The sequence below is a fragment of the Massilia sp. S19_KUP03_FR1 genome (assembly GCF_036688685.1).
Taxonomy (GTDB): Bacteria; Pseudomonadota; Gammaproteobacteria; order Burkholderiales; family Burkholderiaceae_D; genus JALYUM01.
Window position 1 is genome coordinate 17,593 of sequence record NZ_JAQQPS010000007.1, and the last position, 12,462, is coordinate 30,054.

11 protein-coding genes and 1 pseudogene are annotated in these 12,462 nt (G+C 66.4%); 10 read left to right on the forward strand and 2 right to left on the reverse strand.

Annotated elements, in window-relative coordinates; all coding sequences use genetic code 11:
• Positions 1 to 539: 539 nt before the first annotated feature.
• Positions 540 to 1,322: a class I SAM-dependent methyltransferase gene (locus tag V6M87_RS09305; protein ID WP_332876338.1), complete on the forward strand. Its 783-nt coding sequence runs from the start codon at positions 540 to 542 to the stop codon at positions 1,320 to 1,322.
• Between the two features lie 62 nt (positions 1,323 to 1,384).
• On the opposite strand, the pseudogene V6M87_RS27245 reads toward V6M87_RS09305, so the two are convergent.
• Positions 1,385 to 1,591 (reverse strand): annotated as a pseudogene (locus V6M87_RS27245) (transposase-like zinc-binding domain-containing protein); the annotation flags it as partial.
• Positions 1,592 to 1,697: 106 nt separating this feature from the next.
• Here V6M87_RS27245 and V6M87_RS09315 point away from each other — a divergent pair.
• The 4 genes from V6M87_RS09315 to V6M87_RS09330 are packed head-to-tail and all read left to right on the forward strand — an operon-like array spanning position 1,698 to position 6,842.
• Positions 1,698 to 2,600 carry a protein kinase domain-containing protein gene (locus tag V6M87_RS09315; protein ID WP_332876339.1) on the forward strand — a complete coding sequence of 301 codons (903 nt, stop codon included), beginning with the start codon at positions 1,698 to 1,700 and terminating at the stop codon, positions 2,598 to 2,600.
• Entirely contained in the window at positions 2,597 to 4,876 is a 2,280-nt protein-coding gene (locus tag V6M87_RS09320) for an FtsW/RodA/SpoVE family cell cycle protein (protein WP_332876340.1), read from the forward strand. The genes V6M87_RS09315 and V6M87_RS09320 overlap by 4 nt, the downstream gene beginning before the upstream one ends.
• Positions 4,877 to 4,878: 2 nt before the next feature.
• Positions 4,879 to 6,378, forward strand: a complete 1,500-nt coding sequence (locus V6M87_RS09325; protein ID WP_332876341.1) for a hypothetical protein — start codon at positions 4,879 to 4,881, stop codon at positions 6,376 to 6,378.
• A gap of 5 nt (positions 6,379 to 6,383) precedes the next feature.
• Positions 6,384 to 6,842: an SH3 domain-containing protein gene (locus tag V6M87_RS09330; protein WP_332876342.1), complete on the forward strand. Its 459-nt coding sequence runs from the start codon at positions 6,384 to 6,386 to the stop codon at positions 6,840 to 6,842.
• Between the two features lie 23 nt (positions 6,843 to 6,865).
• On the opposite strand, the gene V6M87_RS09335 is transcribed toward V6M87_RS09330, so the two are convergent.
• Positions 6,866 to 7,336, reverse strand: a complete 471-nt coding sequence (locus V6M87_RS09335; RefSeq protein ID WP_332876343.1) for a GNAT family N-acetyltransferase — start codon at positions 7,334 to 7,336, stop codon at positions 6,866 to 6,868.
• Positions 7,337 to 7,440: 104 nt separating this feature from the next.
• Between V6M87_RS09335 and V6M87_RS09340 the strand changes: the two genes are divergently transcribed.
• The 5 genes from V6M87_RS09340 (at position 7,441) to V6M87_RS09360 (ending at position 12,460) form a co-directional block, all read left to right on the forward strand.
• Positions 7,441 to 8,727 (forward strand): MFS transporter, encoded by a 1,287-nt coding sequence (locus V6M87_RS09340; RefSeq protein ID WP_332876344.1) that lies wholly within the window; start codon positions 7,441 to 7,443, stop codon positions 8,725 to 8,727.
• Positions 8,728 to 8,768: 41 nt separating this feature from the next.
• Positions 8,769 to 9,731 (forward strand): PP2C family protein-serine/threonine phosphatase, encoded by a 963-nt coding sequence (locus V6M87_RS09345; protein WP_332876345.1) that lies wholly within the window; start codon positions 8,769 to 8,771, stop codon positions 9,729 to 9,731.
• A 126-nt stretch (positions 9,732 to 9,857) separates the two neighbouring features.
• Positions 9,858 to 11,378 carry an FHA domain-containing protein gene (locus V6M87_RS09350; protein WP_332876346.1) on the forward strand — a complete coding sequence of 507 codons (1,521 nt, stop codon included), beginning with the start codon at positions 9,858 to 9,860 and terminating at the stop codon, positions 11,376 to 11,378.
• Between the two features lie 230 nt (positions 11,379 to 11,608).
• Positions 11,609 to 12,013: a type II toxin-antitoxin system RelE/ParE family toxin gene (locus tag V6M87_RS09355; protein ID WP_332876347.1), complete on the forward strand. Its 405-nt coding sequence runs from the start codon at positions 11,609 to 11,611 to the stop codon at positions 12,011 to 12,013.
• A 9-nt stretch (positions 12,014 to 12,022) separates the two neighbouring features.
• On the forward strand, positions 12,023 to 12,460 hold the full coding sequence (locus tag V6M87_RS09360) for a helix-turn-helix domain-containing protein (RefSeq protein ID WP_332876348.1): 438 nt from the start codon (positions 12,023 to 12,025) through the stop codon (positions 12,458 to 12,460).
• Positions 12,461 to 12,462: the final 2 nt, after the last annotated feature.

The following is a 12,462-nucleotide window of genomic DNA, read 5'->3' on the forward strand; positions in this document are numbered from 1 at the left end:
CGCTTTGGGACGTTTTCTGCCTGTGGCGCCACCCGCTCGATTTTCAACGTGCCCACCTGCTATGCCCGGCCGAAAGACCGGGTTGGGCCAAAATCGCTCCTGGATCAAGAAAGGAACTGCAATGCCTCAGCTTTTTGCGCATGACCAAATGGACGTTTGGCACGACGGTTCTGCGATTTGTGTTATCGCTGTAGGTTCACATGGTGATCCATTAGATCTATCCGAAAGCGAAGTCGAAGCTCTCATTGCGAAGCTGCAGGCGTCGCTGAAAAAAGCGCGTTCTTGATCTGTCGGCCTGGAATTCCGCTATGGGTTGTTTCCGGCCTGTGGCGCCGGCCGCTGTATTTCTGACCTGGCAACTCGCCATATTCGGCCAGTAGCTGACAAAAGGTGCCGGGATATGCCCACCGATTGTCGGGAGTGAGCTCGAGAACGCATTTGATACACAACAATATTAATTTTACGACAAGTATGGCGTGGTCAATGATTGCCGGACGGTACGGCATGTCGCTGCTGCCATCGATACGGGAACCGACACAATGAAACGATTCATTTTGGCCGCCAGCTTGCTGGCGGGTAGCTTGGCCGGCCTTGCACAGGCCGCCGACAAGGCCGACGATGCCCAGCTGCGCACGGCCATCGCAGGCAGCAACCGGAGTAGCACCAACGTGGCGCGCGATACTTGGCGCCATCCTTACGAAACGCTCACTTTCTTCGGCATCAAGCCGACCATGACGGTGGTCGAACTGATGCCGGAAGGCGGCTGGTACACCGAGATCCTGGCGCCCTACCTGCGCCAGGACGGCAAACTGATCAGCGCCGGCCTCATACTCAGGAACTTGCTGGAGTCAAACCCGGCGGTCTATGGCAAGGTCGTGCGGGGCGCCTTCAATCCGCCAAAGGCCATCTACAACTTCGCCCCGCCAAACAGCGTTGACATGGTGCTCACCCTGCGCAACGTGCACAACTTCGTCGAGCTTGGCGACGACAAGGTCAAGGACATGTTCAAGGCGCTATACACTAGCCTGAAGCCGGGCGGCGTGCTGGGCGTGACCGATCACCGCCTGCCAGAATCCATGCCGCAAGATGCCACGGCCACGAGCGGCTACGTCCACGAGTCGTATGTGATCAAAATGGCCGAGAGCGCCGGCTTCAAGCTGGCCGCCAAATCCGAGCTCAACGCCAATCCAAAGGACAAGGCCGACCACAAGGGCGGCGTGTGGGCGCTGCCGCCGACCCTGAGCAACGCCGCACTTGACCGCGACAAATACCAGGCCATCGGCGAGAGCGACCGCATGACGCTCAAGTTCGTGAAACCATAACCGGCCAGGGCTCGCCACCTGCGCAGGCGTGCCGGCGGCGTGCGCGTCAGCGCGTTGTGGCTGCGCCGGCAAGCGAGGCAGCGAAACCGCTGCAAGCCGCTGGCCTGGCCACAGCGGTGCACCCATTGGCTGGCGCAGTGCGGGCAGGCCAGCCATGCGCACAGTTGCGCCAGCGCCGCCGGCGCCAGCACGGCCCCTTCCAGGGCCTCGAGCAATTGATTGAAAGACAGTGCCTCCATCACCTCCCCCCCATGGCTTACCTCGACCATGGGTGAAAATGCGGCGGATGGATTTGGTTCGTCCACTTAACGCGAACCGTTCCTTTTTTCGGACGCCCCCGGCTACGCCCTGGCAGGATCAGCGACGGGGGCAAGCATGCAGGCAGCAGGACAGGCAATCACGATGGGCAGCGGCCAGTACATGCTGCGCGAACGCCTCGCCGCGTCCAGCTACGGCATTGTCTGGCGCGCCGACGGCCCGACCGGCCCGGTTGCGATCAAACTTGTCAATGCGGCGCAGATGGCCAGCGCCGACGCCACCGAACACCATGTCTGGACTGCGTCCGCCCAGCGCGAGATTGCCTTCCTGCGCGCGCTGGCGCCGTGGGATGCACGCCACATCGTGCGCCTGCTCGGCAGCGGCGAGGTCGACGGTTTGCCGGCCATGGCCCTTGAACTGCTCGACGGCGACCTGGCGCGCCACGACCTGTCACAACTCGATGCCGGCCAGGCGCTGGCCTGGATCGGCCAGCTGAACCAGGCGCTGGCCAAGGTGCACAGTCACGGCTGGCGCTATCTGGACCTGAAACCGGCGAATATCCTGCTCGACCGGCGCGCCAGCCTGGTCAAACTGGCCGACTTCGGCACCAACCGTGCACTGGCCGACGTTGCCGCCCACACCTACGCCGGCACCGCCAGCTGGCAGGCGCCGGAACAGTTTTTCCCGGATCCGCAGCAGCGCTACCGCAGCGACGCGAGAAGCGATTATTTTGCACTGGGCGCATTGCTGTTTTACCTGGTGTCGGGCGGCCAGCCGCTGCGCTACGGATCGGCGTGCGGCGCCGCATGGCGCGCCCACGGCCGCGCCGGCGCCGTGCAACTGCGCGACCAGCACCAGGGCGCCCTGCCGGCTGTCCTGCACGACGATGAAGCCGCGCTGTTCGCGCGGCGCGGCGGCGCGCGCGCGCTGCCACTCCTGCGCGCCCTGCTTGCCGTCGAACCGGCGCGGCGCCCGCGCCACGCCCTCGACATCAGCCGCGCCCTGGCGAGCGCCGCATGACGCTGCGCCGCGTCGGCATGGTCGCCGTCGCCGCCTCTGCGCTCGCGTTTCTATGCGCGCTGCAGCTGGTGGCGCTGCTGCGCGCGCCGCCAGCGTTCTATCCAGCCACCATCGAGGTGCCGCTGCGCGCAGGCGCATCCATCGTCCTCGGCCAGCAGGAACTGGCGGCCCCGGACGCCGAGAGCCGCCACCTGGCCGTGCGGCGCGACGCGTCCGGCGCCTGGCTGGTCCGCAACGTCAGCGCCGTTTCCGCACTGCGCCTGCTGCGCGGCCGCGCTGAACAGCGCACGGGCGCCACGGCGCTCAGGCAGGGGCAGACATTCCAGCTCGGCGCCACCATCTTCAGTGTCGATGGCGCAGGTAGCAGTGACCTCGCCTTCAGCGCAGCCGGCCAGCACTGGCGCTACGACGGCGCCACACTCTGGCGTGGCGGCGCGGCGCAGCCCCCCTGTCCTGATAGCCGCTTCGGCGCGCGCGCCCTCGCCGCGTGGAACCGCCTGGCGCCGGTAGCGCTGACGCTGGCCCGCCCGCTGGTCTTTGGCGGCAACCTCCACTGCGGCAATCGCCTCGGGCTGGGCGGAATCGACGGCGGTGCCGCGCTGGCCAGCCGGGCAGAACACGGCATCGTGCTGGCCAGCGCCGTGCAAGCCGCGCTGCTGGTCGACGGCGCGCTACTGGCTGAGACCGAATACAGCCTGGCCGGCGTGACCGGGCTGCTTGCCGGCCGCACCCGCCTGAGCGTTGCCATCGACGGCGACAGCTTGCACCTGCGTCCGCTCAGTCACGTGGCGCTGTTCATGGCGCCGCAGGCCGAGCTGCCGGCGCCGCTCGCGTGGCGCTGGCAGCAGCGCGCCGCGTGGGCGCTGCCGCCAGCGGCCGTGGGGCCGGCGGCCTTGCTGTTGCTCGGTGCCCTGGGCGCGGCAATCTTCAAGGCGCTCGGCGGCAGCGCGGCCTGGACCTGGCGCGTGGCCGGCCTGCTGATCGCCGCCGCCGGTAGCGTCGCGCTCTTTTTGCAGCGCGCCGGCTACGCGCCCGGCATCGGCATTTCCCTGCTGCTGGCCTGGGCGGCGCTGTGGTATCTGCTGCTCGCGCCTGGCAAACTGCATTTGGTGACGGCTGCCGCCGTGCTGCTGCTGGCGCTCGGCCTGCTGGCGCAACTGGAACTGGGGCTGGGTGGCGCCGAGTCGTCCTGGCTGCGCCATGTGCAAAAGACCGCGTGCCTGCTGGCCATCGGCGCCGGTCTCGGTGTGCAACCGCGCCTGTTCCGTCAAGCGCAACGGATGTCGCAGGCGCACCTCGAGTGGCTGCTGGTCGTGCTGGCCACCATGGCACTCGCGGCACTCCTGCTGCAAGTCGTGTTCGGCGACGAAACCGGTGTGTTCGACATCCAGCCGGTGGAATTCGCCAAGCTGGCCCTGACCGCGCTGACCGCCCATTGCCTGGCGCTGGGCATGGGCACGCAAGCGGCGCCCGGCGGCATCCACCGCTGGTTGCGCCTGGGCGCGCCGGCGCTGCTGTTCATGGTGCTGCTGGCGCTGGCGCTGGTCGAGGTCGATGATTTTTCGCCCCTGATCCTCCTGCTGGTGTGGAGCACGGCGATGGCCCTGGCCTACGCGCTGGCCAGCCGCAATGTGGGCCTGGCAGCGCTGGTGGGCGCAGCTGCGTTGATGTGCGTGGGCGGGGTAGCGATGCTGCACAGCGCCGCGCCGCAGCAGGTCGCCAACTGGCAGTTTTACGGCGACCGTTTCCTGGTCTGGCTCGATCCGGCCACGCACCCGCACACCGGCCAGCAGATGCTCGCCGGCGCACGCGCGATTGGCGCCGGTGGCTGGTGGGGCAGCGACGGCTTGCTCGGTTTCACCTCGCTGGGCCAGCACGCCGGCGCCGCCATGCGCATCGCGGCCGTGCAGGACGATTTCGCGCCGGCGTTTTTCCTGAACCGCCATGGCCTGGCCGCGGCGCTCGCGCTGTGGCTCCTGCAAGCCCTGTTCATCGGCGCGCTGCTGCAGGTTGCCGCGCGCGCGTGGGCGGCCAGCGTGGCCGCGCGCGACTTCCGCCGGGCATCCGTCAACAGGTTCTTCTGCTTTGCCCTGTGCGGCGGCGCCGCCTTCATTCTGGGCCACCTGCTGCTGTCGTGGGGAACCAACCTGGCCATCTTCCCCATCATGGGCCAGCCGATGTCCTTCCTGTCGGCGGGCGGCTCGCACCTGCTGTTTTTCATTTGCCCCCTGCTAGCGGTGGCTAGCTTCAGCGCGCAATCATTCGAGGAGAATTAATCATGCCGGTGTATGTTCAACACGAGATCCTGGGAAAAATCAGCGATGTCTTCAATGCCGATGCCTTGTGGCAGGCGCCCGGCATGTCCCTGTTTGCACGCCAGCCGCTGCTGCGCGACCTGCTCGAGCGCTCGCCCCGTGAACAGCGCGGGCGCGACCCCACCCGCTGCTTCGCGCACGTCACCCTGATGCTGCCGCAGGAAGACGTCGACGACGACCGCCACCTCACGCGCGGTGCGCGTGTGCGCGACCTGGCCGATTCACTGGCGGCCCTGCACCAGAAGGATTTCGGCGACCTGCTCAAGGGCGATGAGGTGCGCTACGACGTGGTCGGCGCAGAAGCCCTGGAACCAGGCCAGGTGCACGTCAAATTTGGCCACGCCGTCTACCTGCCCGCGCCCGCCGAAAAGCCGCTATATATGGTCACCGCCTCCACCGACTCGGCCATCTGGAAAGCCGTCTGCCCGGTGTATCCGCACCAGCGCCTGGCCCTGCTCGGGCCGGATGCGGACGGCGCCAGCCACGCGGTCGCCGACTGGCCGTTCGGCCTTGATGCCGCGATCCTGCTGATCAACGACGGGCCGGACGGCCAGCTGGAAGTGCAGGTGCGCCCGAAGGATGGCTACGAATGCCAGTTCGATCCGCTCAGCGGCTATTACACGGTCAAGGCCAGGGGTGCGCCAACAAGGCTGCTGCTGAAGGTGACGCGCACGGCGCCGCGACCGCCAGCGGTGCAGCCGGCGGCCGCGCCGGCAAAGCCACCCGGCGTCTGGAAAACGCGTGCGCTTGAACCGGCCGAGCAGACCGCGGTGCCGCTGGCACGGGTGCTGGGCGCGCCGAAACTCGACGAAGCGACCTATGCCCCGATCGCGCAACAGCGGGTCAGCCTGGCGGCGCTGGCACTGCCGCGCCTGTCGCGCTATCGTGACACCGGCGCGACCACGCTCAATGTGCGGCTCGACCGCCAGCTAGCGATCACGGCCCTTGATGCCGCGATCACCTTTGCGGTCGACGCCGACGACGCCCTGCACGCGATCACAGCGGCTGGCCGGCAGCGCATCACGGCGCCGGCCAGCTTCACGCCAGTCGATGCGCGCGTCGTCAAACTCGATTGCGTGGCGCCGGCCATGGCTGACCGCTACAGCGCGCTGCTGCATTTGCCGAACCCGCCCGCGCTGCCGGTCGCCGGTGGCGCACGCCTGGTGTTCGGGCGTGGCGCGCCGATGCTGGCGAGCCTGCGCGTGCTGGACGGCGCCGGGGCGCTGCGCTCGGACAGCGACGTCATTGAGAACGCCGACCGCCTGGGCCTGTCGCGCAAGGCGTTCAGTTTCGAAGTTGTCGAGGGCGGCTATCAGGTGACGCGCCTGTCGCCGACCCAGGCCCTGTTCCACCTCGACGCGCAATGTGCTTTCGTCGCCAGCATCGACGACGACCAGCCGTACTTGCTGCCGCCCGGCCACCACCTGGTCGCCGGCCATTACGTGCTGCGCTTCGACGCTTGAACCGCATGTTCTCCGCGCACATTCCAGCGCTCTGGGTCAGCGCCGCCTGCCTGGCCGGCGCCTTGATCCTGACGCTGATCCTGGCCGCGTTCCTGACGCCGCGCCACTGGTGGCGCCGCGCCAACGCGCGCGCGCTGGCGGTGCTGGTCGGCGGCACCGCCTTGTTCGGCGCGCTGTTCATGCTGGCCGCGGGCGTCTGGCCACGGCCGGCAACGCCAGTGGCCCTGACTGCCCTGCCCCAGGTCGTGGTCCCGACCCGCGCCTACCGCGTGTTCGACAACCTGAATTTGCGCGTCGCCAGCGGCACCGGAGCCGCGCGCATCGCGGTCGTCACGAAAGGCACCGTGGTCACGACGACCGGTCGTGTCGAGGGTGACTGGTGCGAGGTCACGGCCAGCGTGAACGGGCGCAGCACAACTGGCTGGGCCAGCAGTTTATGGCTGCGCCGGGGCGACGAACGCTAGCGATGGGCGTGCATCCGTGCCAATCACGCGTTGCGCGCGCGGGCGCAGACCATCGGCTGGAACGTCACGCCATTGCGGCATTGCGCGGCGCCGTCGCAGCGGAAGCCCAGCGCTTCGTAGGCCGGCACGGCATACGGCGATGAATTGACCGTAAAAATCGCGGCTGGCGCCGCTTGCGCGCAGGCCGCCCGCCACAAGGCGCGCGCCACGCCACGCCGGTGCCAGCGATGATCAACAAACAAGTGAAATACATGGCTGGGCGGCCGCAGTGCGATGTAGCCGGCCAGCCTACCCTCGATCTCTGCCACGCTGGCAACGTGTCCGCGGTCACGATATGCCCGCAGTGCCGCTTCATCGTTATCACGCAAAAAGGTGGCGCCCGCTTCCGGTGGCATACCGGGCACGATGAACGCCGTTGCCAGCGTGCGCAGCATGGCGGCCATGGCCGGATAGTCGGCATCCACTGCGGGCCGGATCACTATTTTTTTGTCCATTGTTATTAGGTCACGTTGGGAAAATCACGAAAATCGGCAAGCACAATGTAACAAATAATTGCATTTGTTGACTTGTGACATTAGTGCCCCGTAGACTTGTTTCCATGCGAAAAGCCAGTCTTACTGCCAGTTTTGCCACCGCCAGCGTCGCCGGCGTTGAGCATGCGCCAGCAGGATTGCCACGCCTTACCATACCACTGTCGCGCCCGCTACGCCATCCGCGCTACCGGCGCCTGTGGTGCGCCAACCTGGTGTCGAACCTGGGCAGCTGGACCCAAACATTTGCATCGGCCTGGCTGATCGCCTCGCTGTCACACTCGGCCTCGACCACCACGCTGGTGCAGACCGCCACCTATATTCCCATCTTTCTTTTCGCACTGCTGGCCGGCGTGGTCGCCGATGGCGTGCACCGTCCCAAATTCCTGTTTTTTTGCAACCTGTTCCAGGCCGCCTGTGCGTGCGTCCTGGCTGCGCTCGTCATTACCGGGCACGCCAGCATCGGCCCGGTGCTGGCCGTCACCTTTTGCCTCGGGGTGGGCTCGGCCTTCATGTGGCCGGCCTGGCAGGCAGCACTGTCCGGGCTGGTGGAGCCGGACGAAGTCGAAGCGGCGGCAACCCTGAACAACCTCAGCTACAACGTCTCGGCCATCCTGGGCCCGGCGCTGGGCGGCATCTTGTTCAGCTGGATCGGCGCGGGCGCGCTGTTCCTGGTGAACGCGATTTCCTTCGTGGGCTTGCTGTCCGTGTACTGGGCCTGGTGGCGCGAACAGCCGGCCCAGAAGGTGGTACCGACCCGCTTCATGGCGCGCCTGCGCGACGGCGTGAACCTGGCGCTCGGCTGCGCCCGCTATCGCTGCATCCTGGTCAATGTCTGCACCGTGTTTTTCGCGACAATTGCCTTCGCCGGCCTGTTGCCGGTATTCGTGCGCGACGTGCTGCACATGAATTCGGGCGTGTTCGGCACGCTGATGGGCAGCCTGGGCGCAGGGGCCGTCGCGGCCGCCTTTTGCCTGCCGTCGCTGCGCACCCGGGTCGGCAAAACCCGCTTGCTGGTGGGCGCACTGGTGGTCTACGGCATCATGCTGCTGGGTTTGTCGATGCTGCGCTCGCTGGCGCTGCTGATTCCCCTCATCGTCTGCGGCGGCATGGCCTGGTCGACCATTGTCTCCACTCTCAACGCGGCAGCACAATTGTCATTTCCGGCGCCAGTGCGGGCGCGCACCTTGTCGATCTACCTGTTCGTCATGGCGGGCGGCTACACGGCCGGCAGCATATTCTGGGGCAAAATCGCCGATCAGTTCGGCGTCAGCGCCGCGTTTGCCGGCGCCGGCGCCTGCGTTCTGGTGAATGCTGCGATGTTGTTTAAGGGAAAGCGGGAAAATCCCATCTGATTCACGCTTTGCTCAGTGCCCATCCGGGGTAAAGTAGCACCATGCCCATCTCCCCGCCTCTTCCGTATCGCATCGACCTTGCCGCCCGCTCCAGTATTGGCGCCGGTCCCGACGCCCGCGGGGAAAACCAGGATAACTATTTGACCATCGATGCCGACGGCAACGCCTGCTATCTGGTCGGGCAAGTTGCCTGCCGGCGCCACGTGGCCGGCTGGCCGCGCGGGCACGCGCGCATGGCCGTGCTCGACGGCATGGGTGGCCACGGCCACGGGCGCGAAGCGGCCGAAGCGGTGGTCGCGGGCCTGTTGTACCTGCCGGCCTGCAGCAGCCTCGCCGTCCTGGAACAGGCGCTCGACGCCATGCATGCCGACCTGCAGCACGCCTTTGCGCGCGATGCCGGGCGGCGTCCGGGCACCACCCTGACGCTGCTGGAAATTCCGCCAGGCCAGCAGGCCATGCTCTACCACGTCGGCGATTCGCGCCTGTACGCCGTGGCGGACAGCACCATTACCCCCTTGACGGTCGACCATGTGCCGGCCACGTCGTTCGCCATGGCTGGCACGCTGGGCGAAGACGACTGGTGGGAGCAAGTACACGGTGAACACCGCCCGCAGATTTCCCAGGCATTCATGCTGGGCAACGCGTTCAGCAATCCGGCAAGGTTGGCCGACGCCTTGTTTCCACTGACACCCGCCAACTTGCCACCGTGGCTGCGCCTGCTGGCCGACCGCCGCGTCCTCGTCCTGCAGCCGCATGTGGCGTATGTGCTGGCCACCGACGGTTTCTGGTCGTGTCCGCAGGCGCTGAAATGGATGGCGCGCTGGCCGGCGCTGGCGCGGGGCCGCAGCGACGCCAGGGCGATCGTGGCGGCGCTGTTCGACGCACTGGAAAACCATCCGCCCGCCGGCCTGCAGCCGGACAATGCCACGGCAGTGGCGCTGCGCCTGCTGCCGGTTGCCGCAGCGGACGAAACGGCGCTGCCGGAACGCCTGGGCAGCAACTAACATGCGCAAAAGCAACAATACCAGCGAAACCAGCAAGACAGCGCGCCCGCCACGTGCAAATACAGTTAAGCTGTCTTTGGCTGCACCGTGCTACCCTGTCCCCTCCCCCGCACTGGCCCGACGTTCATGAACAAGTGTTGCAATCCCGATCATCCGCACTGCACCGTCTGGGTCATGCCCGGCGCGGACAGTTGCGTGCACGGGCATGCGCAGCCAGCGGCCGCGGCAATGTCAGCGGCGCCAGCGCCAGTCGCGCTGACGCCGACGCTCGACAATCCTTTTGACATGTTGACGGCGCTGCGCCAGCGCCGCGACGATGCCCCGGCCGGCATCCATCCGCGCCATCCGGTGGCGCGCCGGCCGCATTTGCGCATCAGCGGTTTCGATCCGCGCGCAGCCGGCGGGCGCCAGTCGATCAAAATCGACCTGCGTGGTCTGGCGCCCAACACGGCGACCCAGATGCACATGACGCTCGCGTCCGACCTGTTTGCCCACGGCAGCGAGCGCCACACGTTTGCGCACAGCGTCGACGGTGACTGGCGCCCCGCGTTCGTGGAATTTTCTTCGCGCGGCCTGGAACATGGCCAGTACCGCATCGATGTCGAACTGCGCAGCGAAGAACCGGGCGAGCGTGGCCCGCGCGCAGCGCGCACCTGGGTGTGTACGCTGATGATCCTGGTGCCGCGCCTGGATGCGTCGCTCACCGATATCCACCAGACCTTCCTGGCCACGCACAAAAACGTGCGCGTGATGGCCGACGACGCCGGCATTGCCCGCGTCAACGCGCCGGGCGGCGCCAGCATGAATATCGACGTCACCGCACGCAATGCCTCGATCGCGCACCTGAATCTCGATACGCCCAGCGGCAAGGTCGACCACAGCATCGGCACCATCGCCTGGGACGAAGACCTGATCGAAATCGCTACGCGCCGCAACGAGCCGCATGCGTTCGCGGCCAGCGCCGCCAGCCTGGTCGACGCTGCGCCGGACCACGGTGCGCCGCGCCACGTGCGCCTGTTCGCGCTCGATGAATGCATCCTGGGCCGCTGGGAGAGCGCGGCGCCGAAGGCCGACGTGCTGCTGGCCCACTACGGTGAGAATGGCCAGGACCAGGCCGGCCTCACGCGCCGCCTGTCGGCCCGCCATGCCGTCATCCGGCGCGGTTCGCGTGGCTATGAAATCGAAGACGTCTCGCGCTACGGCATCCTGCTCGACGGCGTCTGGCCGGGCAAGCACCAGCCGATTCCGCTGCGCCTGGGCATGCGCATCGAACTGTCGGCCAGCATCAAGGGCATCGTCGTCATGGAGGTGGGCGCCCTGCTGCCGAACGGCGTCATCCTGCACCGCATCGACCAGGGCGCGGGCGCCGAGTGCCTGTACCTGATGGATCCGGAACGCCACCCCGGCTTTCCGGTGCCAGATTATCCATGCGCGCCGCGCGCCTGCGCGATGCCGGTGCTGTTCCACCGCGATGGCGGCTTCTGGCACCTTGACGCCAACACCGGACGCGAAACATCCCTCGGTCCGGCCACGCTGGTCGACCGCCTGACACGCTTCGGGCGCCACGTGCGCTTTGCGGGCAAGCCCTACCCGGAAGACCAGTCGGTGCGCACAACCGAACGCCGGCGCGCACCAGCACACTCGTAACACGCGGCGTCGTTCTACAGTATCAGGAACATCAGTATCCAGCCCAGCAGCAGCACCCCTTGCAGACCGAACACAAGTGCCGGAATTTCCAGTTCTTTGGGGATCTTCATGGCCGCTCCGCTTCTTTGCGCATACCCGTCTTAGTGTCGCCGCGAGGTGAAAAAGTTCCCGGCACCGTCGCAATGAAGGCAAATAAATCAGCTTGACGTGATATCACCAGGAGATGATAATTGAATCAGCCTGCGAACTGGAAGGTGTCTTTCCATGATGATTTCGATCCCGAGTTCGACGCGTTTGCAGCCGATGTGCAAGATGAGCTGCTGGCCGCCGCCGCTGCGCTGAAACGGCTGGGGCCTGCAGCAGACCGGCCGCACGTCGGCACGCTGGACAATCCCAGCCATCCGAACATGAAAGAACTGCGTTTCAAGGCAAACAACGGCGCGGAAATTTGGCGGGCCGCGTTCGCCTTCGATCCGCAGCGGGAGGCGATCATCCTGGTTGCGGCGGACAAACAGGGCGTCGATGAAACGAAGTTCTACAAGAATTTGTTGAAGAAGGCTAACAAGCGCTTCGACCAACATTTGGCGAGCCTGGCGGCGCAGGTACAAGCCGGCGGCGGCAAGCAAAAAAAATAGGAGAGTGACATGGGCAGAAACCTCGACGACATCATCCACAGTTTGCCGGCTGAACGCCAGGCAAAGATTGCCCGCGCGGCCGACCAAAAAGTCGCGGACATGCTGGCCCATGCCACCACACTCGCCGAATTTCGCAAGGCTGTCGGCAAGACGCAGGCCGAGGTTGCAAGCGAGCTCGGCATCGGGCAGAACGCCGTCTCACAGATGGAGCAGCGTGCCGACACCTATGTTTCCACGCTGCGACGTTATCTGAAGTCGCTCGGGATGACGCTCGAATTGTCGGTGGTCGACAAGGATGGCGATCGGTACGACTTGCCGTATTTCCTTCCCTGGCAGGCAACTGGACTGGAAGTGAATCAACAAGCGGCGTCCTACGCTGCCGAAAAAACATCCAGCGCGGCCACACCCGCAGTGCGCGCGAATCGGCGCAAGCCCGGCGCAGCATAAAA